Origin of the sequence: Micromonospora sp. WMMD710 (assembly GCF_029626045.1) — a bacterium.
GTDB lineage: Bacteria > Actinomycetota > Actinomycetes > Mycobacteriales > Micromonosporaceae > Micromonospora.
Genome location: NZ_JARUBD010000001.1, coordinates 910,482 through 932,064, shown reverse-complemented (window position 1 = coordinate 932,064; position 21,583 = coordinate 910,482). Strand labels below are relative to the sequence as shown.

At 74.1% G+C, this 21,583-nt stretch carries 22 protein-coding genes; 11 read left to right on the top strand and 11 right to left on the bottom strand.

Features of this window, described 5'->3' with window-relative positions:
- Positions 1-259 precede the first annotated feature (259 nt).
- On the bottom strand, positions 260-1,072 hold the full coding sequence (locus tag O7620_RS04400; protein WP_278121951.1) for a DUF3097 domain-containing protein: 813 nt from the start codon (positions 1,070-1,072) through the stop codon (positions 260-262).
- A 260-nt stretch (positions 1,073-1,332) separates the two neighbouring features.
- Here O7620_RS04400 and O7620_RS04395 point away from each other — a divergent pair, with 260 nt between their 5' ends.
- Entirely contained in the window at positions 1,333-2,127 is a 795-nt protein-coding gene (locus O7620_RS04395) for a hypothetical protein (protein WP_151492733.1), read from the top strand.
- Positions 2,128-2,513: 386 nt separating this feature from the next.
- Here the strand turns inward: O7620_RS04395 and O7620_RS04390 are convergent, their stop codons facing one another.
- The 4 genes from O7620_RS04390 to fabG form a co-directional block, all read right to left on the bottom strand.
- Entirely contained in the window at positions 2,514-3,293 is a 780-nt protein-coding gene (locus tag O7620_RS04390) for an HAD-IIA family hydrolase (protein WP_030337797.1), read from the bottom strand.
- Positions 3,286-4,338: a ferrochelatase gene (locus O7620_RS04385; protein WP_278121950.1), complete on the bottom strand. Its 1,053-nt coding sequence runs from the start codon at positions 4,336-4,338 to the stop codon at positions 3,286-3,288. Before O7620_RS04385 ends, O7620_RS04390 begins: the two co-directional genes overlap by 8 nt.
- A gap of 100 nt (positions 4,339-4,438) precedes the next feature.
- Positions 4,439-5,206, bottom strand: coding sequence for an enoyl-ACP reductase FabI (fabI, locus tag O7620_RS04380; RefSeq protein WP_151492731.1), 768 nt, complete (start codon positions 5,204-5,206; stop codon positions 4,439-4,441).
- Between the two features lie 28 nt (positions 5,207-5,234).
- Entirely contained in the window at positions 5,235-5,939 is a 705-nt protein-coding gene (gene fabG / locus O7620_RS04375; protein WP_278121949.1) for a 3-oxoacyl-ACP reductase FabG, read from the bottom strand.
- 155 nt (positions 5,940-6,094) lie between these two features.
- Here fabG and O7620_RS04370 point away from each other — a divergent pair, with 155 nt between their 5' ends.
- The 4 genes from O7620_RS04370 to O7620_RS04355 all read left to right on the top strand — a co-directional run bounded on the left by O7620_RS04370 (position 6,095) and on the right by O7620_RS04355 (position 9,720).
- Positions 6,095-7,324 carry a histidine kinase gene (locus tag O7620_RS04370; protein ID WP_278121948.1) on the top strand — a complete coding sequence of 410 codons (1,230 nt, stop codon included), beginning with the start codon at positions 6,095-6,097 and terminating at the stop codon, positions 7,322-7,324.
- Positions 7,321-7,983, top strand: a complete 663-nt coding sequence (locus O7620_RS04365; protein WP_278121947.1) for a response regulator transcription factor — start codon at positions 7,321-7,323, stop codon at positions 7,981-7,983. Before O7620_RS04370 ends, O7620_RS04365 begins: the two co-directional genes overlap by 4 nt.
- A 99-nt stretch (positions 7,984-8,082) precedes the next feature.
- On the top strand, positions 8,083-9,441 hold the full coding sequence (locus O7620_RS04360) for an alpha/beta hydrolase (RefSeq protein ID WP_278121946.1): 1,359 nt from the start codon (positions 8,083-8,085) through the stop codon (positions 9,439-9,441).
- Between the two features lie 69 nt (positions 9,442-9,510).
- A complete protein-coding gene (locus tag O7620_RS04355; protein WP_151492727.1) occupies positions 9,511-9,720 on the top strand; it encodes a hypothetical protein in 210 nt (69 codons plus the stop codon).
- A gap of 31 nt (positions 9,721-9,751) precedes the next feature.
- Here O7620_RS04355 and O7620_RS04350 read toward each other — a convergent pair whose 3' ends face one another.
- Genes O7620_RS04350 through O7620_RS04340 form a run of 3 tightly spaced genes read right to left on the bottom strand, consistent with a single transcriptional unit; the run spans position 9,752 to position 12,788 of the window.
- Positions 9,752-10,702 carry a VWA domain-containing protein gene (locus O7620_RS04350; protein ID WP_278121945.1) on the bottom strand — a complete coding sequence of 317 codons (951 nt, stop codon included), beginning with the start codon at positions 10,700-10,702 and terminating at the stop codon, positions 9,752-9,754.
- Complete coding sequence (locus O7620_RS04345) at positions 10,699-11,700, bottom strand: DUF58 domain-containing protein (protein WP_278121944.1); 1,002 nt, start codon at positions 11,698-11,700, stop codon at positions 10,699-10,701. Before O7620_RS04345 ends, O7620_RS04350 begins: the two co-directional genes overlap by 4 nt.
- Positions 11,679-12,788, bottom strand: a complete 1,110-nt coding sequence (locus tag O7620_RS04340; RefSeq protein ID WP_278121943.1) for a MoxR family ATPase — start codon at positions 12,786-12,788, stop codon at positions 11,679-11,681. The genes O7620_RS04345 and O7620_RS04340 overlap by 22 nt, the downstream gene beginning before the upstream one ends.
- A 241-nt stretch (positions 12,789-13,029) precedes the next feature.
- Between O7620_RS04340 and O7620_RS04335 the strand changes: the two genes are divergently transcribed.
- The 3 genes from O7620_RS04335 to O7620_RS04325 all read left to right on the top strand — a co-directional run bounded on the left by O7620_RS04335 (position 13,030) and on the right by O7620_RS04325 (position 15,507).
- The gene (locus O7620_RS04335) at positions 13,030-13,260 is read left to right on the top strand and encodes a hypothetical protein (protein ID WP_278121942.1); all 231 of its coding nucleotides are present in this window, start codon (positions 13,030-13,032) and stop codon (positions 13,258-13,260) included.
- Positions 13,261-13,484: 224 nt separating this feature from the next.
- Positions 13,485-14,021, top strand: coding sequence for a PH domain-containing protein (locus tag O7620_RS04330; protein WP_278126858.1), 537 nt, complete (start codon positions 13,485-13,487; stop codon positions 14,019-14,021).
- A gap of 31 nt (positions 14,022-14,052) precedes the next feature.
- Positions 14,053-15,507: a PH domain-containing protein gene (locus O7620_RS04325; RefSeq protein ID WP_278121941.1), complete on the top strand. Its 1,455-nt coding sequence runs from the start codon at positions 14,053-14,055 to the stop codon at positions 15,505-15,507.
- Between the two features lie 19 nt (positions 15,508-15,526).
- Here the strand turns inward: O7620_RS04325 and O7620_RS04320 are convergent, their stop codons facing one another.
- Positions 15,527-16,558 carry a phosphatase PAP2 family protein gene (locus tag O7620_RS04320; RefSeq protein ID WP_278121940.1) on the bottom strand — a complete coding sequence of 344 codons (1,032 nt, stop codon included), beginning with the start codon at positions 16,556-16,558 and terminating at the stop codon, positions 15,527-15,529.
- 127 nt (positions 16,559-16,685) lie between these two features.
- Between O7620_RS04320 and O7620_RS04315 the strand changes: the two genes are divergently transcribed.
- Entirely contained in the window at positions 16,686-17,090 is a 405-nt protein-coding gene (locus tag O7620_RS04315) for a hotdog domain-containing protein (protein WP_151491111.1), read from the top strand.
- Positions 17,087-17,917 (top strand): MBL fold metallo-hydrolase, encoded by an 831-nt coding sequence (locus O7620_RS04310; RefSeq protein WP_278121939.1) that lies wholly within the window; start codon positions 17,087-17,089, stop codon positions 17,915-17,917. Before O7620_RS04315 ends, O7620_RS04310 begins: the two co-directional genes overlap by 4 nt.
- A gap of 32 nt (positions 17,918-17,949) precedes the next feature.
- On the opposite strand, the gene O7620_RS04305 is transcribed toward O7620_RS04310, so the two are convergent.
- Positions 17,950-18,885 carry a PfkB family carbohydrate kinase gene (locus O7620_RS04305; protein ID WP_278121938.1) on the bottom strand — a complete coding sequence of 312 codons (936 nt, stop codon included), beginning with the start codon at positions 18,883-18,885 and terminating at the stop codon, positions 17,950-17,952.
- Between the two features lie 79 nt (positions 18,886-18,964).
- The gene (locus tag O7620_RS04300) at positions 18,965-20,116 is read right to left on the bottom strand and encodes an XdhC family protein (RefSeq protein ID WP_278121937.1); all 1,152 of its coding nucleotides are present in this window, start codon (positions 20,114-20,116) and stop codon (positions 18,965-18,967) included.
- Positions 20,117-20,438: 322 nt separating this feature from the next.
- On the opposite strand from O7620_RS04300, the gene O7620_RS04295 reads away from it, so the two are divergent.
- Positions 20,439-21,557 (top strand): lytic polysaccharide monooxygenase, encoded by a 1,119-nt coding sequence (locus O7620_RS04295; protein ID WP_278121936.1) that lies wholly within the window; start codon positions 20,439-20,441, stop codon positions 21,555-21,557.
- The last annotated feature ends 26 nt before the right edge of the window (positions 21,558-21,583 follow it).

Here is a 21,583-nt window from a genome sequence, read left to right as displayed (position 1 = left end):
CCCCACCCCTTCCGCGACCCGCTCCGCCCACGAAACGCGCCGCCTCGCCGGCGACATCCGCGCCGCCTGTCCAAGATCCGCGCAACATCACCGATGGTGGTGCCTCGTCGCGCTCGGAGGCAGCAACATCAGGGAAACTGCGCGGATCTTGCGGTGCGGGCGCGGCAGGGGGCCGGGCGGCGGGCGGCGGCCGGCAGGCGGCGGGGCGGCGGGCGGCGGGCGGCGGGCGGCGGGCGGCGGGCGGCGGGCGGCGGGCGGGTCAGGCTGGCTCGGTGACGAAGTCGATGAGGCGTTCCATGGCGTTGATCAGGGGTGTTTCCACGTCGGCGAAGCTGTTCACCCGGGACAGGATGTGCCGCCACATGTCGGCCGGCTCGGCCACCCCGAGGGCCGCGCAGACCCCCTCCTTCCACGGCTGCCCCGGCGGCACCACCGGCCACGCAGCGATGCCCAGCGCCGCCGGCTTGACCGCCTGCCACACGTCCACGTAGGGGTGCCCGGTCACCAGCACGTACGGCGAGTTCACGCGGGCGACGATCCGGCTCTCCTTGCTGCCCTGCACCAGGTGGTCGACGAGGACGCCGAGTCGTCGGGTCAGGCCGGGGCCGAAGTCGCGGACGTCGGCGTCGAGGTCGTCGATGCCGTCCAACGGCTCGACGACCACACCCTCGATCCGCAGGTCGTCGCCCCAGATCCGCTCGACCAGCGCGGCGTCATGGATGCCCTCCACCCAGATCCGGCTGGCCTTTGCCACCTGAGCCCGGACGTTGTCCACGGCCACCGAACCGGACGCGGTGCGCCGACGGGCCGCCGGCACCGGCGCGCGGGTGGGACGGCGCAGGGTGACCGGGCGACCGTCGAGCAGGAAGGCGGCGGGGAGCAGCGGGAAGTTGCGCCGCCGACCGTGCCGGTCCTCCAGGATCACCGCGCCGGCCTCGAAGCCGACCACCGCACCGCAGAATCCGGAGTCGGCGTCCTCGACCACGAGGTCCGGTTCGGCGTCCACCTCGGGGGTGACCTTGCGTCGCCGCCAGTCCCCCGCCAACACGTCCTCGCCGTATCGCCCCGCCATGTCCAGCACGCTAACTCCCCCACCGCCCGCCCCACTCCCGACACACCGCCCGCCGCCCCACTCCGTCGATCATGGGGTTGTGGTGCCTCGCGAAAGTCCTGCAATCCACGTTTACCGCCCACCACAACTTCATGATCGACACGGGGCAGCGGTGGCGGCCTTCGCAAGCCGAACAAGGGCGAAGGGGGCAGTTCGGGGCAGGGCGGGCGGCCGGAGCGGCAGTCGAGACAGGGCCGGCCGTGACCACGTACCCTTTCGGCATGTCCACCCCCGCAACGGGCGCGGCCACAGTCGCGCCGCGCCGGTCAAGCCGGTTCGTTGCCTGGGTGCGCGCGTGGCGCGCTGGGTTGGTGCCGTACGACGAGGTCGCCGACGCCATCGCCGGCGACGAGGAGCACCTCGTCGCGGACGCCCCCGGCACCTGGACCGACGTCCCGCTGGGCGCCGCGCTGCCCACCCTGGCCAAGCTCTCCCCGGACGAGATCCGTCTGGTGCTGCCGGCGCCGGGTGACCCCCGGGGTCTGCCCGGCCCGGGGGATTTCGCCGGAGCCGCGCTCGTCACGGGCGAGGCGGTGGTGGCCGGCGGGCTCGGTTTGATCCCGCAGGTGCGGTCGCACACCTCCGGTTCGGGGGACTGTTTCGAGACGGTGCTGTGGCGGGTGTATCCGCTGCCGGCGAACGCGCACGCCGCCTCCCTCTCGCTGCCCGGCGCCGCCGAGGCGGAGGCCGAGCTGGCCGCCGCGCTGGCCGAGACGACCGCCGCGCTGACCCGCCTCGACGTGGCCCAGTGGCGACCCGAGCTGGCCGGCGCGCTGGCCGCCCTGCGCCGCCCGGACGGCGCCACCGACCTGCCACCGGGCTTCGACCCGCGGGCCCGGCGGCTGTTCGCCCGCGCCGCGGTCCTCGACCGGGTGCTGGCGCTGGCCGGCCACGCCGCGCCCGGTGGGGCGATCAACAACTACGAGGCCCAGCAGCGCGACGCGGCGCTGCGCCCCCTCACCGCGGCCTGCCGGCAGGCGCTGGTGGCCGCCTGCAACGCCCCTCTGCGCCCCTGACCGGAACGCCCGAGCGACGCCCCCGGCGGGCAAGATCGCCGCCCGCAGCGGGCAAGATCGCCGCCCGCAGCGGGCAAGATCGCCGCCCGCAGCGGGCAAGATCGCCGCCCGCAGCGGGCAAGATCGCCGCCCGCAGCGGGCAAGATCGCCGCCCGCAGCGGGCATGATCGCACTCGATCCAGGATGTAGTGGCCTCCGGCGGGAGGATGACCACTACTTCCTGGATCGAGCGCGATCATCGCCACGCGGCCCAGCGCGCGAGGCGGCCCAGCGCGCGAGGCGGCCCAGCGCGCGAGGCGGCCCAGCGCGCGAGGCGGCCCAGCGCGCGAGGCGGCCCAGCGCGCGAGGCGGCCCAGCGCGCGAGGCGGCCCAGCGCGCGAGGCGGGTCAGACCTCGTCGAGCAGGTCTGCGACGGAGTTGATGATGCGGGACGGGCGGTACGGGTAGCGCTCCGCTTCGGTGCGGCTGCTGATCCCGGTGAGCACCAGGATCGTCTCCAGCCCGGCCTCCAGGCCACAGAGGATGTCGGTGTCCATCCGGTCACCGATCATCGCGGTGCTCTCCGAGTGCGCGTTGATGGTGTTCAACGCCGAGCGCATCATCATCGGGTTGGGTTTGCCGACGAAGTACGGCTCCACCCCGGTCGCCTTGGAGATCATGGCGGCGACCGAGCCGGCGGCGGGCAGGGCGCCCTCCACCGACGGGCCGGTCACGTCGGGGTTGGTGCAGATGAAACGGGCCCCGTCGTTGATCAGGCGGACCGCCTTGGTGATCGCCTCGAAGCTGTAGGTGCGGGTCTCGCCGAGCACCACGTAGTCGGGGGCGAAGTCGGTGAGCACGTACCCGACGGCGTGCAACGCCGTGGTCAGCCCGGCCTCCCCGATGACGTACGCGGTGCCGCCGGGCCGCTGGTCGGCGAGGAACTGGCCGGTGGCCAGCGCGGACGACCAGATCGACTCCTCCGGCACGTCCAGTCCCATCCGGCTCAGCCGGGCCGTCAGGTCGCGCGGGGTGTAGATCGAGTTGTTGGTCAGCACCAGGAACGGCTTGCCGGAGGCACGCAGCCGGTTGATGAACTCTGGCGCGCCGGGTACCGGCTGACCCTCGTGCACGAGTACGCCGTCCATGTCGGTCAGCCAGCTCTGCACGGGCTTGCGGTCATGCATCGGTTCCCCCAGCGGGCGTCGGACGGCGGGTCGGCACGCAGCAGACGGTGGGGCAGCTGTCCCACATCGGCAGCTCGCCGAGTCGACGGCGCAGCTGCGCGCCGTCCGGGTCGGTCCGCTCGGTGACCAGCTCACGGACCATGGTCACGAAGCGCGGGTCGGTGCCCGGTGTGTCGGCCCGGACGAAGTCCAGGCCGAGTTGCTTGGCGGTCTCCAACGCCTCGGTGTCCAGGTCCCACACCACTTCCAGGTGGTCGGAGACGAACCCGATGGGGCTGACGACCACGCTGGTGGTGCCGCTCTGCGCGAGGGTGGCCAGGTGATCGTTGATGTCCGGCTCCAGCCACGGCACGTGCGGCGGGCCGGAGCGGCTCTGCCAGACGAGGTCGTACGGGAGGTCGGGGGCGGCGGCCGCGGCCACCAGCCGGGCGGTCTCGTGTAGCTGCGCCTCGTACCGGCCGCCGTGCGGGCCGGCGTTGGCCGCCATCGAGCTGGGAATGGAGTGGGCGGTGAAGACCAGCCGGGTGCTGTCCCGCTTCGCCGGGTCGAGCTGGGCCAGGGCGGCGCGGACGGCGTCGGTGTGCGGCTCGACGAAGCCCGGGTGGTCCCAGAACTGGCGCAACTTCTCGATCACCGGCGCGTCCGGGCCGACCGCGGCACGGGCGGCGGCGATGTCCTCCTGGTACTGCCGGCAGGACGAGTAGCCGCCGTACGCGCTGGTGACGAAGGCCAGCGCCCGGGTGATCCCGTCGTCGCGCATCTGGGTCACGGTGTCGGCGAGCATCGGATCCCAGTTGCGGTTGCCCCAGTAGATGGGCAGGTCGAGGCCGTGCGCGGCGAAGTCGGCGCGGACGGCGGCCAGCAGCTCGCGGTTCTGCTGGTTGATCGGGGACACCCCACCGAAGTGCTGGTAGTGCTCGGCGACCTCGGCCAGCCGCTCGGGCGGCACACCCCGGCCGCGGGTCACGTTCTGCAGGAACGGCATCACGTCCTCGGGCCGCTCCGGTCCACCGAAGGACACCAGCACCACCGCGTCGTACGACATGGGGTCATTCTCGCCCCTCGGCCCGGACGGCCCGGCGACGCCCCCTGCTCCGGACGCGTGGGTCACGCGTCCGGGGGCCGGGGGCGTCGTCGTGGCAGGGTCAGGCGCCGATGGCGTGGTAGCCGCCGTCGACGTGCACGATCTCGCCGGTGGTGGCCGGGAACCAGTCGGACAGCAGTGCCAGGCAGGCCCGGGCGGCGGGCTCCTGGTCGGTGAGGCTCCAGCCCAGCGGGGCCCGCTCGGTCCAGGCGTCCTCGAACTGGTCGAAGCCGGGGATCGACTTGGCGGCGATGGTGCGCAGTGGGCCGGCGGCGACCAGGTTGCTGCGGATGCCCTGCTTGCCCAGGTGCAGCGCCAGGTAACGGGACGCGGACTCCAGGCCGGCCTTGGCCACGCCCATCCAGTCGTAGACCGGCCACGCCTTGGTGGCGTCGAACGTCAGTCCGACCACCGCGCCGCCGGGCGACATCAGCGGCAGCGCCGCCATCGCGAGGGACTTGTAGGAGAAGGTGGAGACGTGCAGGGCGGTCGCCACGTCCTCCCAGGGCGCGTCGAGGAAGCCGCCGCCGAGGCAGCTCTGCGGGGCGAAGCCGATCGAGTGCACGACACCGTCGAGGCCGTCGACGTGCTCGCGGACCCGGTCGGCGAGGCCGGCCAGGTGCTCGGTGTTGGTGACGTCCACCTCGATGACCGGCGCCGGCTCGGGCAGCCGCTTGGCGATCCGCTCGACCAGGGAGAGCCGGCCGTAGCCGGTGAGCACGACCTGCGCGCCGTTCTCCTGAGCGAGCTTCGCCACCGAGAAGGCGATCGAAGCGTCGGTGATGACACCGGTGACGAGCAGCCGCTTACCGGCGAGCAGTCCGGACATCGCAGATTTCCTCCGTACTCAAGAAAGGTCAGTGGCCCATGCCGAGGCCGCCGTCGACCGGGATGACGGCGCCGGAGACGTATCCGGCGCTGTCGCTGGCCAGCCAGGTGACCACGGCGGCGACCTCGTCCGGGCCGGCCATCCGGCCGGCCGGGATGGACTTGAGGATCTCCGCCTTGCGGTCGTCGGAGAGGCCGGCGGTCATGTCCGTGTCGATGAAGCCGGGCGCCACCACGTTCGCGGTGATGTTGCGGCTGCCCAGTTCCCGGGTGATCGAGCGGGCCACGCCGACCAGGCCGGCCTTGCTGGCGGCGTAGTTGACCTGGCCGGCGCCGCCGGCGAGGCCGACCACCGAGGAGATGAAGATCATGCGACCCCACTTGGCGCGGAGCATCTTGCCGGAGGCCCGCTTCGCGACCCGGAACGCGCCGGTGAGGTTGGTGTCCACCACGTCGGTGAACTGCTCCTCGGTCATCCGCAGCAGCAGCGTGTCGGCGGTCATGCCGGCGTTGGCGACGACCACCTCGACCGGCCCCAGCTCGGCCTCGACGGCGGTGAACGCGGCGTCGATCGAGGCGGCGTCGGTGACGTCGGCGCGGACGCCGAAGAGCCCGTCGGGCGCCTCGCCACTGCGGTGGGTGACCGCCACCCGGTCGCCCTGCTTGGCGAAGGCCTGCGCGATGGCCAGGCCGATCCCCCGGTTGCCCCCGGTCACCAGCACGGTACGGGCCACTGTTCCCCCTTGCGAATGGTCAGCACGGACGCGTCGGAGCCTAGGCGTTACCGGCAGGTAAGCGCTAACGGGAGTCGCGTCACACCGGGGTACGACACCGGGATCAACCCCTGGTGGCACGCCTTGCGGCGGGCTCGGCCCGTAGCCTCCCGGTGGTGAACCGGCAACCGATCGCCGTGGCCCTGCGAGCCCTGCGGCACACCCTGCTGGGTCCGGACGCCCCGGTCGAACGCCCGCTGCTGGCCCGTTGGCCCACGCTGGCCCCGTACGGCGCGCCCGTCGGGCTGCTCGCCGTGCTCGGCCTCTTCCTGATCACGCTGACCGTGGAGAGCGAGTGGGGCCTGTCGCTGCCGGTCGCGGTGCTGTTCGCGGCGATGACCGTGGCGCCGCTGCTGGCGCTGCCCCGGCGTCCGCTGCTGGCCTGGCGGCTGACGGTGCTGGCCCTGCTGATCTGCACGTTCAACGCGCCGGCCGACCGGTCTTGGCCGTGGACGCCGCCGCTGGCGCTCGGGTCGGTCGCGGTGGTCGCGGTGGTCGTCGCGCGGGTCGACCGGCCGGTGCTGCTCTGGGTGGTGACGATCACCACGGTGCCGGTGCTGACCCTGGTGCACCCCGACAACCGGGTGCCGGTCCTGCTGCTGCTCGGCGCGCTGGCGATCGTCGGCGATCTGATCCGGCGCAACCAGACGTCCCGGCGCGCGTTGGCCGCGCAGACCGAGCTGAGCGAGCGGGAGCAGGAACGCCGTGCGGTGCTGGAGGAACGCACCCGGATCGCCCGGGAGCTGCACGACGTGGTTGCTCACCACATGTCGTTGATCGCCGTGCAGGCGGAGACCGCCCCGTACCGGCTGACCGACGTGCCGGCGCCGGCAACGGCGGAGTTCGTCGCCATCGCCGCCTCGGCCCGCGACGCGCTGACCGACATGCGGCGGCTGCTGGGGGTGCTGCGCAGCGAGGCCACCGGTGCCCAGACCGCGCCACAACCCGGCCTGGGCGACCTCGACGCGATGGTGAAGGCCGCCCGCCGGGCCGGGCTGCCGGTGACGTTGGACGCCGGGCCGGTCCAGGACGGGCGGGTGCCCGCGCCGGTCGGGCTTGCCGCGTACCGCATCGTGCAGGAGGGGCTGGCCAACGCGGCCCGGCACGCGGCCGGGGCCGCGGTGCGCGTCACGGTCCGCGCCGACCCGTCCAGGCTGGGAGTACACGTCGAGAACTCCCCGGCCGACGCCGGACCGAGCGCGGACGGCGGGCCGGGGCACGGGCTGACCGGCATGCGGGAGCGCGCCACCTCGCTGGGCGGTACGTTCACCGCCGGGCCGCTGCCCGACGGGGGTTACGCGGTGGCGGCCGAACTGCCGTACGAGGCGGAGAGCGGAGACGCATGATCAAGGTGCTGATCGCCGACGACCAGGCGATGGTCCGGCAGGGCTTCGGCGCGCTGCTCGCCGCCCAGCCGGACCTGCTGGTGGTGGGTGACGCCGCCGACGGTGCGCAGGCCGTCGCCGCCGCCCGCCGGCTCGACCCGGACGTGGTGCTGATGGACGTCCGGATGCCGGTCATGGACGGGCTGGAGGCCACCCGCAAGTTGCTCGGCGACCGGTCGGCGCAGCGCCCCCGGGTGCTCATCCTCACCACCTTCGACCTGGACGACTACGTGTACGAGGCGCTGCGCGCCGGGGCGAGCGGCTTCCTGCTCAAGGACGCCCCGGCGGCCGACCTGGTGCAGGCGGTGCGGGTGGTGGCGGCCGGCGACGCGCTGCTCGCCCCGGCGGTGACCCGCCGCCTGATCGCCGAGTTCGCGGCCCGCCCGGACCGCCGCCGACCCCGCCCCACCGACCTGGCCGGGCTCACCCCTCGGGAAATCGAGGTGCTGCGGTTGATCGCCCGGGGTCGTAACAACGCGGAGATCGCCGGCGACCTGGTGGTGGCCGAGCAGACCGTGAAGACGCACGTCGGGCGGATCCTGGCCAAGCTGGGGCTGCGCGACCGCGCCCAGGCCGTGGTGCTGGCGTACGAGACGGGTCTGGTGGCCGCCGGCGAGTAGCCCCGGGGAGCCAGCCCACGGACGGCTCCGCGGGACGACGACCGGGCACCGCCCACCCGCCCGTTCTCCCTCCGGACGACATTCCGGAGGGAGAATGTGATGCGACGACGAGGTGCCAGCCGGCTGGCGTTGGGCGCGCTGCTCGGCGTGAACCTGATCCTGCCGGCACCACCCGGGCCGGTCGCGGCACCCGGGTTCGTCGAGGCGTACCCGGTGACGGCGGCGGCGATGCGCGCGGCCGGCCCCCCGTACGCGGACTGGGTGGCCGGCGGACGCCGGTTCCTGCTGTTCGACCGGCGCGGCGACGGTCGCGTCGTCGAGGTGCTGGGCGACCTGGCGGGCGCGGACCGGATCGCGGTGTTGGTGCCGGGGGTGGGCAGCACGCTCGCCGACTACGACCGGGGGCTGGGCGGGGTGGCCCGCCGCGCTCCGGCGGCGCAGGCCGGGCAGCTGTACCGCCAGCTGCGCGCGGCCGATCCGGCGGCGCGGGTCGCGGTGCTGGCCTGGCTGGGCTACGACCCGCCGGACGGGGTGTTGACGGCCGCCGGTGGCGTCCGCGCCCGACAGGGTGCGGCCGGGCTGGCCGGCCTGCTGCGGGAGCTGGCCGCGCGCCGGCCGGCCGCGACGATCACCCTGGTCGGGCACAGCTACGGGGCGCTGGTGGTGTCGCTGGCCGCCACGGACGCCCCGGTCCAGGTCACCGACGTGGTCAGCCTCGGCGGGGTCGGCGCCGGGGTGCGGCACGCCGACGACCTGCCGCCGGTGACCGTGCTGGTGGCGTGGGCGGTGCCGTACCTGCTCGGGGTGGCCCACGGTGACGGGCGGCTGGTCGGCCGGCGGGCGGCGGGCACGCTCGCGCTCGGCGGGGTCGCCGCGCTGGCCGGCTTGCTGGCGCTGGGGTACCCGGTCAGCGCGGTCGGCGTACCCGGTGCGGGGGTGTCCAACCTGAATCCGCCGTCGCTGCTGGTGGTGGTGGCCCTGGCGGTCAGCCAGGTCGGGGTGGGGTTGCTCGCCCGGCCGGCGCTGCACCGCGCGGTGGCCCGGCCGAGGGTGGGTCGAGCGGTGGCCGGGGCGAACCGGAACGCGGTGCGGATCTACCTGTGGCACCAGCCGGTGCTGGTGGCGGTGACCGCGCTCACCGCCCGGGCCGGGGTGGCCCTGCCGGGTCTGCACACCGCGCCGGACGGTCCGGGCTGGGTGCTGGCTCGGTGCTGCTGGTTGCCCCTACTGGCGGTCGTGCTGGTCACGCTGGTGCGGGTGGACCGGCCGGCGGACCGCCGCGGGGCGGGGCGGCGGCCGGGCGGTGGAGGGGGCACCGACCGGTCGGCCGAGTGCGTCCGGTCGACACCTCAGGTGTACGATCATCGACGTTCCGGCCGGGCCGACTTGCAGGAGGTGATCGCTGTGCGAGATAGCGATCCTCCCAGTCGTGGCCGGGCCGATGGTCAGCCCCGCTGAGCCACGACTCAGTCTGGTGAGCTGACCCCGCTCCGCTCCCGCACCGCTTCGGCTCCTGCCGAGGTGCGTGTGCCGCGCCGTCCGACCCCGGACGGTCGCCGGGAGCCGCCCGGTCACGACTTCGTGTGCGCGTCCCCACCCCCTGCGGTCCGCCCCCGCACGCGGACCGTCCAGCCGCCACCGGAGCCGTCCATGAGCCGTTACGTCGCCCCGCTGGGCTTCACCCTCGCCGCCGTCTGGGTGGCCGTCGTCTTCGTCCTGGCCGGCGGCGGTCACTGACCCACCGCCGGCCCTCGCTCGACGCGCCCGCTCAGAGCATCCGCGACGACCACAGCAGGCTGAGCGCGCCCGCGCAGAGCGCCAACAGCAACGCCACTCCGGCGTACCACTGGGTCACCTCGCGCGGCTCGGTGCGGAAACCGATCGAGCTGCCCATGTCCTGGTAGACCTGCTTCAACTCGCTCACCGAGGCCGCCTCGTAGAAGTAGCCCTCGGTGGTCTCGGCCAGCTCGGCCAGGGCCATCCGGTCCACCGGCACCCGCTGGAGCTGCCCGCCGATGTCGACCTGACCGGTGTCGGTGCCGAAGGCGATGGTGGACACCGGCACGTTCGCCGCCTGCGCGGCGGCCGCCGCCTCCTCCACCGACCGGCCCGAGGTGCGGAACCCGTCGGAGAGCAGCACGATCCGGGCCGGTGGGATGCCCGCCGCGCCGTCCGCCGGCACCGACCGGATCGCCTCCAGGCAGGTGAACACCGCCTCGCCGGTGGCGGTCGCCTCGGCCAGCACCAGCCCGTCGATGGCACTGGTCACCGCGTCCCGGTCCTTGCCCGGCGGCACCAGCACGTTCGCGGCCTTGGCGAACGACACGAGGCCCAGGTTGTAGCTCTCCGGCAGCTCGCTGACGAACTGCTTGGCCGCCTCCTGCGCCGCCTCCAGCCGGTTCGGCGCCACGTCGTCGGCCTGCATCGACAGCGACACGTCGATGGCGAGCATCACGGTGGCCCGCTCCAGCGGCTCCTTCGTGTCCACCGCCGGCCGGGCCAGCGCGGTGGCCAGCACCAGCAGGCAGAGCAGGAACGCGGTCGCCGGTACGTGCCGACGCCAGCCCAGCCCCTTCGGCGCCAGCGTGCGCAGCAGATCCACGTTGGTGAACCGCATCGCGTACGCCCGGCGGTGCAGCTGCCGCCAGACGTAGAACGCGGCGATGGCGAACACCGGCAGCACGGCCAGCAGCCACCACGGTTGCAGAAAACGGATCATCGTGTCGTCCCCCGGGTACGCGCGTGCCGCTGCGCGGCCACGAAACGCACCATGTCCAGCAGCCAGTCTCGGTCGGTACGCAGACGCAGGTGGGCCGCGCCGGCGCCGCGCAGCGCGGCGGCGATCGTGGCCCGCTGGGCGGCGGCAGCCTCCGCGTAGCGCTGCCGCAGCCGCGGGTCGGCGGTCTGCACCTCGTGCAGCTCGCCACTTTCCGGGTCGACCACCGGCAGCACCCCCACGTCGGGCAGCTCCAGCTCGCGCGGGTCGACCACCTCGATGGCCAGCACGTCGTGGCGGACGCGCAGCTTGCGCATCGGCCGGGCCCACTGCTCGGCCGGCGCGAGGAAGTCCGAGACCACCACGGCCACCCCGCGCCGTCGGGGCGGGCGGTTGAGCATCTCGACGAGGGCACCCAGGTCACCTCGGCCGGGCTGGATCGCGGTGCCGGCGACCGCGCGCAGCAGGCCCTGCGCCTCCTTGCGGCCGGAGCGGGCCGGCAGCCGGGTGAGCACCCCGGGCCCGACCGGGGGCGACCCGCCCCGCCAGCGCCGGGCCGGCGCGGGCGTCCCCCCGCCGGTGCCGATCACGGCGCCGATGCGGTTGCCGCCGCGCACGGTGAGGTGGGTGATGGCGGCCGCGGCGGCCACCACCACCTCCCGCTTGAGCCACTGCCCGGTGCCGAAGTCCAGGCTGGCCGAGAGGTCCAGCGCCAGCCAGGTCTCCAGTTCCCGATCGGCGACCGTACGCCGCACGTGCGGCGTCGTGGTCCGTGCGGTGACCGGCCAGTCCATCCGGCGTACGTCGTCGCCGGGCCGGTATTCCCGTGACTCCCCCGCCTCGCTGCCCGGCCCGGGGAGCAGACCGGCGTAGTCGCCCTGGAGCAGACCGTCGAGCTTGCGGGTGACCAGGAGCTGGAGCCGGGACAGCACCGCCTCGCTGCGGTCGCCGAGAGGGGTGGGACGAGGGGTGGGTGAGGTCACGGGCGCTGCCCGGGCCATCCGGCGCCCGGCGGCGCGACGGTCGGCGATGCGGTGGCCTGCTGGCGGGGAGCGACCGCCGGCAGCGGGATGGTGGACATCACGCGGTGCACGATGTGGTCGGCCGGCACGTCGTCGGCGAGCGCGTCGTAGCTGAGCACCAGCCGGTGCCGCAGGATGTCCGGGGCGATGTCCTGCACGTCCTGCGGCAGGGCGTAGTCGCGTCCGCGCAGCAGCGCCAGGGCGCGGGTGGCCCGGACCAGGCCGAGCGAGGCGCGCGGGCTGGCCCCGTACTGGATCAGCTGGGCGACGTCCGGCATGCCGTGCTCGGCCGGGGCGCGGGTCGCCAGCACCAGACGCACCGCGTAGTCGACCAGGGCGTTGTGCACGAAGACCTGGTCGGCCTTGCGTTGCAGGGCGATCAGCTCGGGGGTGTCGAAGACCGCCGTCGGCTCCGGCGCGGCCACGCCCATCCGGTAGACGATCTCGCGTTCCTCCGCGTCGGTGGGGTAGCCCACGACGATCTTCATGAGGAACCGGTCCCGCTGCGCCTCCGGCAGCGGGTAGACGCCCTCCTGCTCGATCGGGTTCTGGGTGGCCATCACCAGGAACGGGTCGGGCACCCGGTGGCTCTCCCCACCGATGGACACCTGCCGCTCGCTCATCACCTCCAGCAGCGCCGACTGCACCTTGGCCGGAGCCCGGTTGATCTCGTCGGCGAGCAGGAAGTTGACGAAGACCGGGCCCAGCTCCACGTCGAACTTCTCGCTCGACTGCCGGTAGATCCGGGTGCCCATGATGTCGGCCGGCACCAGGTCCGGGGTGAACTGCACCCGGGCGAAGGACCCGCCGACGACCTTGGCGAGGGTCTCCACGGCGAGGGTCTTGGCCACCCCGGGAACCCCTTCGAGGAGGCAGTGGCCGCGGGCGAGCAGCGCGACGAACATCCGCTCCACCATCCGGTCCTGCCCGACGATCACCCGCTTGATCTCGAACAGCGCCTTCTCCAGCAGAGTGGCGTCCTGCGCGGGTGTGGTCACCGGGGCGGGTTTCTCCGGGGCCGACGCCCCGTTCGGCGTCGGGGCGTCGGGCATGGTCGGCTGGGCCACCGGTCCTCCACAGCGTTTGTCGGTCGTCGCGGCTGATGCGGTATCAAGACTCGCACGCCTTCCTGAGTGTCGAGGTGGGGAGAAGCCGATTTTTGCCGCGCCGTCCTCAGCAGCCGAATCGCGCGTCGCGGGTGGACACGGACCCGTCCGCCGCGTGTACGATTCACCCCGTCGCCGGGCGGCTCCCCCCGTGGCCGCCCGGCGCTCAAGCCCTCCGTCCCGCCGCCCTAGACTGGCCGGGATGAGCATCCCCTCCCCTGCCGACGAGCCCCTGGTCTGCTCGGCCCGGGGTTGTCGCGCCCCCGCCGTGTGGGCCCTGAAGTGGAACAATCCGCGCCTGCACGACGCCGAGCGCCGAAAGACCTGGCTCGCCTGCGAGGAGCATCGGGGCAGCCTCGGTGATTTCCTGGAGGCTCGCGGCTTCCTGCGTGCCGTCACTGAAGTGCCCGGATCGCCTACGCTCGACGTGTGAGCGGCGACCCACCGGCTTCCCCCGGCCCCACCTCCCCGTCCTGGCCGCCCACCCCGGCCACCCCACCCGGCGTCGCGCCGCCGCCCGGCGCGTTTCCCGCGCCCGGCACGCTCGGCCCGCACCCCACCGCTGCGGACGTCGCGTCGCCCGCCCCGCTGCCGCCGGGCGCGGTGCCGCCACCCGGCCACCGGCCGTCAGCCACCGCCGACCATCGCGCGCCCGACCTGCCGGCACCCGGCCTCCTGCCGCCCGACCCGGGCTCATCCGTCGGGCGCGGGCCGTTGGAGCCCTGGCCGGACACGGTGCACTGGCAGTCGATCTCCACCGACCTGATCTGGGTGGAGCTGATCCGGCTGGCGGTCGTGGTCGCCATCGGGCTGGCGGTGACGGCGGTCGGCTGGGCCTTGAGCGGGCACTGGCTGTTCGGGCTCGCCCTCGCCGTCGTGCTGGGGCTCGGCGCGTGGCGGGCCATCACCGTCGTCCGGGCGGTCCGGGCCTGGGGGTACGCCGAACGGGAGAACGACCTGCTGGTGCGGCACGGGCTGCTGGTCCGGCGGCTCTCCATCGTCCCGTACTCGCGGATGCAGTTCGTCGACGTCAGCGCCGGGCCGTTGGAACGCGCCTTCGACCTGGCCACCGTGCAGTTGCACACGGCGGCGGCGGCCAGCGATGCCCGGGTGCCGGGGCTGCGCCCCGCGGAGGCGTCCCGGCTGCGCGACCGGCTCACCGCGCTCGGCGAGGACCGGGCGGAGGGCCTGTGAGCACCCGCGCGGGCAGCCGAGGGCCGCGCCGATGAGCGACGGGCCCGCCGAGCCGAGCACCGTGCCACCCACCGGCCCGACGCCACCGGGGCCGGCGCTGCCCGCTGGTGTGGCACCGCCTGGCCCGGTGCCGCCGGGGGCGCCCGCGCCGTGGCCGACGCCACCGGGCGGCGGCGACGGCGAGCCACGGCAACGACTGCACCCCCTCAGCCCACTGCTGCACGGGGCCAAGTCACTGGTCGTGGTGATCGCCGGGTTGTCCTGGTCGACGCTGTCCCGGGTCGGCTTCGGCTGGTTCGCCGCGATGGTGGGGGCGCTGGCGCTCGGCGCGACCGTGCTGTCGGTGATCAGCTGGTACAACACCGGCTACCACGTGGTGGGCCGCGAACTGCGGGTGTACGAGGGGCTGCTCTGGCGGCGTACCCGGGCGATCCCGCTGGAACGGTTGCAGGCCGTGGAGGTGGTCCGGCCGCTGCTCGCCCAGCTCACCGGCCTGGCCGAGCTGCGCCTGGAGGTGGTCGGCGGGGGCAAGACCGAGGCGCCGCTGGCGTACCTCGGGGTGGCCGACGCGGCCCGGCTGCGCGGGCGGCTGCTGGCGCTGGCCGGGCGGGTGGCGCAGACACCCGCGCCGGACCACCCGGTCGCCCCGGGTGTCGCGACGGCTCCGGCGGCCACGCCCGGTCGGCCGCTACACGCCGTACGTAACAAGGATCTGCTGGTCAGTCAACTACTCACCCCGCAGGCGTTCCTGCTCCCGTTCGGTGTCGCCTTCGTCGTGGTGCAGTTCCTCACCGCGGGGTCGTGGTCGTTCGTCGCGGTCGCCAGCACGTTGACCGCGATGGCGGGTGTGCTGCTGCAACCGATCCGCCGGGTCCTCGACGACTGGAACTTCCGGCTGGGCCGCGACGGCGCCACGCTGCGGGTGCACAACGGTCTGCTGGAGACGCGGGCGCAGACCGTGCCGCTGGAGCGGGTGCAGACCGTGCGGGCCACCTGGCCGTTGTTGTGGCGGGTGAACGGCTGGCTGCGGTTGCGCCTGGAGGTGGCCGGTTACTCCGTCGCCGAGGCCGATGACCGCAACCGACCCGACCGGCTGCTACCGGTCGGCGACCTACCGACGGCGGCGGCGATCGTCGCCGAGGTGCTCCCGGGGGTACGCCTCGACGCGCTCACGCTGAGTCCGCCGCCGCCCCGCACGCGCTGGCTGCACCCGCTGGGGCGGCGTGCGCTCGGCGCGGGATTGTTCGAGCGGGTCTTCGCCACCCGGTCGGGCCTGCTGAGCCGGCAGGTGGCGATCGTCCCGTACGCGCGGATCCAGAGCGTGCGGGTGGTGCAGGGGCCGGTCCAGCGCCGGCTGGGGCTGGCCACCGTCTACGCGGACACCGCCGGCGGCTCCGGCGCCACCGCCCAGGACCGCGACCTGGCCGAGGCGTGGGCCCTGTCGGCCGAGCTGACCTCCCGGGCGCACGCCGCCCGCCTGCGCTGAGGCCCAGCGGGGCGCCGGGTCAGTGGTCGGCGGGGACCGCCGGCTGTGGGGTGGGCGTCGGTGGTGTCTCCGCGACCGGTTGCGTCCCGGGTTTCGGGTGGCAGGCCCGCCAGGCGGCCCACCCGCGCTCGGCCAGGCCGACCACCAGGTAGGTGATTCCCACGTACGCCCAGCCGACCAGCACGTCGATCACGTAGTGCTCACCGGAGTAGACCAGGGTGAAGGTCATCGCCAGCGGGTACGCCAGCAGCAGCGGCCACCAGCGGCGGCGGGTGGTGGTCAGGAAGAACAGCACCACGAACAGCGCCCACGCGGTGTGCAGCGACGGCATCGCGGCGACCGGGTTCGAGGCGATCTGACCGGCGTTGAGGACGTTGCCGGCGCCGTGCATGCCGAACGCCTTCCAACCCCGCGTGGAGATCCGGGCGACCTCGGTGAGCAGGCCGTTCTGGGCGGCCCACCAGGGCGGTGCGGCCGGGTAGGCGAAGTAGGTGACCAGGCCGGCGGCGCACAGGAACCCCCAGCGGCGCATGTACGCGGCCCAGCGGTGCCGGTCGCGCAGCCAGAGCACCGCCGCGGCGGTCAGCGCCACCACGAAGTGCGAGAAGTACACCCAGCTCGCCGCGACGTCCCACCAGTGCACCTGCGGGCGGTACAGGTGCTCCTGCAACCAGACGGTGGGCACCTCCCCGCCGGTGGCCCAGCCGAACATGAACCGGTCGGCGACGATTAGCTCCATCGCGTGCGGGGTGGCGCCGTTGTCGGCGAACCCCCGCGAGAGGTTGTAGACGACGAACAGCAGCACCACCGGCACCCAGTCCCGGGCGAAGCGCAGGTGGCTGCGCCACGGCCGGTCGCTGTTCCAGGCGATCGTCGCCAACCAGATCCAGACGAACGCGTACGCGGGGTCGGTGGGCAGCCCGATCGCCAGCCACGCGGCGACGAAGGCGACCGCCCAGACCGTCATGGCGACGATGCGCCGACGGCCCCCGTCGGGCGACGCGGGCGGGTCGGTCCGGGCGGGGGGCTGGGGGTCAGTCACGACGGCCATCGCGGTCAAGGTTAACGACGGGTACAGCATCGACCGACGGGGACCACCCGTCGGTGGGTCGGGACGGGTGCGCCCGGATCGGCGGGCGCGTGCTCGACGCGTCCGGGGAGCACCTAGGCTGACGACCATGCAGGAGCAGCCCGAGCCGGCCTTCGCGCCGGGTCTGACCGCCCAGGTCGAGTTGACCGTCAGTGACGCCGACACCGCCCAGGCGGTCGGTTCCGGGGACGTACCGGTGCTGGGCACTCCCCGGGTGCTCGCGCTGGCCGAGGCGGCCACGGTCGCGGCGACGGCGGTCGGCATGCCACCCGGGTCGACCACGGTGGGGACGCGCGTCGAGCTGGAGCACCTGGCGCCGACGGTGGTCGGCCGGACGGTCCGGGCGCAGGCGCTGCTGGCGACCGTCGACGGTCGCCGGCTGTCGTTCGAGGTCACCGTCAGTGACGGCGATCAGACGGTGGCCCGGGGGCGGGTGGACCGGATCCTGGTGGACCGGCACCGCTTCGTCGAGCGCGCCGGGCGGTCCTCGTGACCGCCGGGTTCGTCGAGGTCGCCGACCGGGTGTACGTGCGGCCCGAGCCTCTGCTGCGGGTCAACGTGACGCTGGTCGTCGGCGCGGATGAGGCGCTGCTGGTGGACACGCTGTCCTCGGCGGCACAGGCCACCGCGCTGGCCGACGCCGTCCGGGCGGTCACCGACCGTCCGCTGACCATCGTCAACACCCACCACCACTACGACCACTGCTTCGGCAACGCCGTCCTGGCCGGCGACCCGCCCCGCCCGGTGTACGCGCACCACCTGGCCGCCGCGGCCCTGCGCGAGCAGCCGGAGCGGCTGCGCCGGCAGGCGTACCAGGAGCTGCGTCAGGAGCACCCGGCGCTGGCCGCCGAGTTGGCCGACACGCCACTGCTCGCGCCGACGCACATCGTGCAGACCGAGACGGAGCTGGATCTGGGCGGCCGGCGGGTGCTGCTGCGTCACCCGGGGCGGGGGCACACCGACGCCGACCTGGTGGTGCACGTGCCCGACGCGGACGTGCTGGTCGCCGGGGACCTGGTGGAGCAGAGCGGCCCGCCCGCCTTCGAGGACTCGTACCCCCTGCAGTGGCCGGACGCGGTCGCGGACCTGCTGCGGCTGACCACCGCGCGCACGCTGGTCGTGCCGGGCCACGGCGACCCGGTGGACGTCGAGTTCGTCCGCGCCCAGCACGCCGAGCTGGCGCGGCTGGCCTGGCTGATCCGGGCCGCCAACACCGGCGGCGCGCCCCCCGAGCGGGTGGCCGCCGAGGCCCCCTTCGGCGCCCGCGCCGCCCTGCTGGCGGCGAACCGCGGCTACCAAGAGCTCAACGGAACCCCGTAGTCCCCCGTCCAGTCGGCGGGGGACCGGGACCGTCAGGCCGCGAAGCGGCGTTCGACGTCGGCGCGGGTGGGCATGGCGGTGGCGCCGCCCGGGGATTCGCAGACCAGGCCGGCCACCCGCAGCGCGAACGCCACCCTCTCGATCCAGCCGTGCGGGGCGGCCGGTTCGCCGTCGACGAGCAGGTCGGCGATCAACGCGGCCATCACCGAGTCTCCCGCTCCGGTGGCGTCGACGGCGTCGACCTTGGGGGCCGGCACGAGGACCGGGTCGGCATCGGCGGCGGCCAGCACCGCGCCGGCCGCGCCGAGTGTCACCACGACCGTGGTGGCCCCCAGCTCACGCAGGTACGCGGCCACCCCCTCGGCCGGCTCACCCGGATAGAGCAGTTGCGCGTCGGCGCCGCTCAACGTGACCACGTGCGCTCCGGCGGCGAACTCGGCCACCACCTCGCGCAGCCCGGCCAGCGCGGCCGGGCCGTCCAGCAGCCGGGGCCGTACGTTCGGGTCGAAGACCCGCAGACCGGTGGCGAGTGACCAGGCTCGGCGGGCGGCGGCCAGGGTGGCGGGTTGCAGCAGCACGACCGACCCGCAGTAGAGCACGTCGGCGCCCTCCACCAGTGCCAGGTCCAGGTCGTCGGGACCGAGCAGACCGTAGGAGGGCGGTTCGCCGTAGAAGCGGAAGTCGGGTTCCGGGCCGGCGAGGGTGACCACGGCGAGCGCGGTCGACGCCGGTGCCGTCACCGCGCCGGCCAACCCGACGTCGGCGGCGGCCAGGAAGGCGCGGATCCGGCCGGCCAGCACGTCGTCGCCCAGCGATCCGACGAACTGTGCCGCGCCGCCGAGTCGGGCCACCCCGACGGCGACGTTGAGCGGGCCACCGCCGATGGCCTGCCGGTAGACCCGCTCGCCGTCGCACTCGCTGTCGAGCAGGTCGACGAGCGCCTCGCCGAGCACCACCGCGTATCCCATTCGGAGGTCCTTTCGTATCCCCAACGGCCACCGCATGATCAGGCTGGCCCAGCGGACGCGCCGCTGCGCGCGCGCCGGGTCAACCCGACTGGTGGATCGGGCCGGCGAGCGCGGCCAGCGGCCGACCGGACCCGCCCCAGCGGGCCGCGACGATCTGCGCGGCCACGCTCACCGCGGTCTCCTCCGGGGTACGCCCACCGAGGTCCAGCCCGATCGGGGAGGCGAGCCGGGCGAGTTGCGCCTCGTCGAGCCCGGACTCGCGCAGCAACTTGTGCCGCTCGTCGTGGGTGCGCCGCGAGCCCATCGCTCCGACGTACGCGAGCCGGTGGCGCAGCGCCAGCCCCAGCAGCGGCACGTCGAACTTCGGGTCGTGAGTGAGCACGCAGACCACCGTCCGTCCGTCGACGCGGCCGGCGTCCAGCTCCGTGCGCAGGTAGCGGTGCGGCCACTGCGCCACGACCTCGTCCGCCTCCGGGAAGCGCCGTGCGGTGGCGAAGACCGGCCGGGCGTCACACACGGTGACCCGGTAGCCGAGGAACGCGCCGATCCGGGCCACCGCGGCGGCGAAGTCGATCGCCCCGAAGACGATCATCCGGGGTGGTGTGGCGTACGCGGTCACGAAGAGGCTGAGGCCGGTGCCCCGACGTTGGCCGTGGTAGCCGTACCGGAGCATGCCGCTGTGTCCGGCGGCGAGCAGCCCGAGAGCGTCGGCGGTGGCGGCGTCGTCGAGCCGGTCGTCGCCGAGGGAGCCGATGACCTGCTCGCCGGTCAGCACCAGCCGCCGACCGAGCCGCCGGGCCGGATCGACGGGGACCGCGCTCGACGGGTCGCCCGCGTCGGCCGCCACGCAGGTGACCACCGCCGCCGGCCGGCCGGCGCGGCGCGCGGCGTCGAGGGCGTCCACCTCCGCAAGGCGGCCGGGGTCGACCCGTTCCACGAACACGTCGAGCACCCCGCCGCAGGTCAGACCCACGGCGTACGCGTCGTCGTCGCTGACTCCGTAGCGGGTCAGCTCCGCTACGCCGGTGTCGAGGACGTGGCGGGCGCGTTCGTACAGGTCCGCTTCCACGCAGCCGCCGGAGACGCTGCCGGTGACCGTACCGTCGGCGGTGACCAGCATGGCGGCGCCGGGCGGCTGCGGCGCGGAGCGCCAGGTGGCCACGACGGTGGCCAGGGCGACCGGCTCGCCGGCGCGGCAGCGACGCAGCAGTTCGTCGAACACGTCCGGCACGCGTCGCCACCTTTCCGGCATATTTCTCCCTCTGAGCAGGATATGTCGCTCAACGCGGCAGCACGGCCCATCCCCTATATCGAGGGTTGGCTATTGCATCGCGTCCGGCGGCGTGGTGGGATGGCGCATACCGGGCGGTGCGAGGGCTGCCGTGCCGCCGGTTGCCGGGTTGTTCGACGCGAGGGCGCCGGTCCGTGACAGGACCGTTGACGGCGCGCGTCCACCGGCCGTTTCCGGCCAGGGCACGTCGCCGTGATCGCCACATCCCACCCGATTGCGGCGGGGCGGCCCGGGCGGCGCGCCTCGCGAGTCAGGAGACCCCGTGAACCGTTCCCGTACGGCCGCGCTGCTCACCGCGGCCGTTACCCTCGCCCTGGGTGCCGTCGCCCTGGCGTCCAGCCCACAGCCGGCCGCCGCGCACGGCGCCGCGATGACCCCCGGCAGCCGCACCTACCTGTGTTGGCAGGACGGCCTGAGCCAGACCGGCGAGATCCGCCCCAACAACCCCGCATGCTCCGCCGCCGTGGGTCAGAGCGGGGCGAACTCCCTCTACAACTGGTTCAGCGTGCTGCGCTCCGACGCCGGCGGCCGGACCACCGGCTTCATCCCGGACGGGCAGCTGTGCAGTGGTGGCAACCCGGGCTACCGGGGCTACGACCTTCCCCGCACCGACTGGCCACTGACGCACCTGACCGCCGGGGCGCGGCTGGACTTCCGGTACAGCAACTGGGCGCACCACCCGGGCACCTTCTACTTCTACGTGACGAAGAACAGCTGGAGCCCGACCCGCGCGTTGGCCTGGAGTGACCTGGAGGAGCAGCCGTTCCTGACGGTGACCAACCCGCCGCAGCGCGGCGGCGTCGGCACCAACGAGGGGCACTACTACTTCAGTGGCAACCTGCCGTCGGGCAAGAGCGGCCAGCACATCATCTACTCCCGCTGGGTGCGCTCGGATTCGCAGGAGAACTTCTTCGGCTGCTCCGACGTGACCTTCGACGGTGGCAACGGTCAGGTGACCGGTGTGGGTCCGGGTGGCACGCCGCCCACCCCCACCCCGACCCCGACCACCCCGACGCCGACGCCGACGCCGACCGACCCGACGCCGACGCCGACCACGCCGACGCCCCTGCCGCCCAACGGCGACTGCATGGCGGTCTACAAGGTGGTCAGCGCCTGGCAGGGCGGCTTCCAGGGCGAAGTCATGATCATGAACCACGGCAGTACGCCGTTCTCCGGCTGGACCGCGAGCTGGACCTGGCCCAGCGGACAGTCGATCAGTCAGATCTGGGGCGCCACACAGACGTCGTCCGGCTCAACGGTGACCGCGACGAACGTCTCGTACAACGGCACGGTCGCACCGGAGGGCACCACCACGTTCGGCTTCCTGGCCAGCACCACCGGAACGAACGCGCTCCCAACGGTCACCTGCGCCCGCCGGTAACCGCACACCCCTCTAGATGATCAAGA

Bases quoted from the DNA above. Each gene is read 5' to 3' on its own strand.
- O7620_RS04360 (WP_278121946.1), top strand. From the start codon at position 8,083: ATGCGACGACGAGGTGCCAGCCGGCTGGCGTTGGGCGCGCTGCTCGGC.
- O7620_RS04320 (WP_278121940.1), bottom strand. From the start codon at position 16,558: ATGGCCGTCGTGACTGACCCCCAGCCCCCCGCCCGGACCGACCCGCCC.
- O7620_RS04335 (WP_278121942.1), top strand. From the start codon at position 13,030: ATGAGCATCCCCTCCCCTGCCGACGAGCCCCTGGTCTGCTCGGCCCGG.
- O7620_RS04385 (WP_278121950.1), bottom strand. From the start codon at position 4,338: ATGTCGTACGACGCGGTGGTGCTGGTGTCCTTCGGTGGACCGGAGCGG.
- O7620_RS04395 (WP_151492733.1), top strand. From the start codon at position 1,333: ATGTCCACCCCCGCAACGGGCGCGGCCACAGTCGCGCCGCGCCGGTCA.
- O7620_RS04350 (WP_278121945.1), bottom strand. From the start codon at position 10,702: ATGATCCGTTTTCTGCAACCGTGGTGGCTGCTGGCCGTGCTGCCGGTG.
- O7620_RS04325 (WP_278121941.1), top strand. From the start codon at position 14,053: ATGAGCGACGGGCCCGCCGAGCCGAGCACCGTGCCACCCACCGGCCCG.
- O7620_RS04390 (WP_030337797.1), bottom strand. From the start codon at position 3,293: ATGCATGACCGCAAGCCCGTGCAGAGCTGGCTGACCGACATGGACGGC.
- O7620_RS04365 (WP_278121947.1), top strand. From the start codon at position 7,321: ATGATCAAGGTGCTGATCGCCGACGACCAGGCGATGGTCCGGCAGGGC.
- O7620_RS04305 (WP_278121938.1), bottom strand. From the start codon at position 18,885: ATGGGATACGCGGTGGTGCTCGGCGAGGCGCTCGTCGACCTGCTCGAC.
- O7620_RS04345 (WP_278121944.1), bottom strand. From the start codon at position 11,700: ATGGCCCGGGCAGCGCCCGTGACCTCACCCACCCCTCGTCCCACCCCT.
- fabI (WP_151492731.1), bottom strand. From the start codon at position 5,206: ATGTCCGGACTGCTCGCCGGTAAGCGGCTGCTCGTCACCGGTGTCATC.
- O7620_RS04315 (WP_151491111.1), top strand. From the start codon at position 16,686: ATGCAGGAGCAGCCCGAGCCGGCCTTCGCGCCGGGTCTGACCGCCCAG.
- O7620_RS04400 (WP_278121951.1), bottom strand. From the start codon at position 1,072: ATGGCGGGGCGATACGGCGAGGACGTGTTGGCGGGGGACTGGCGGCGA.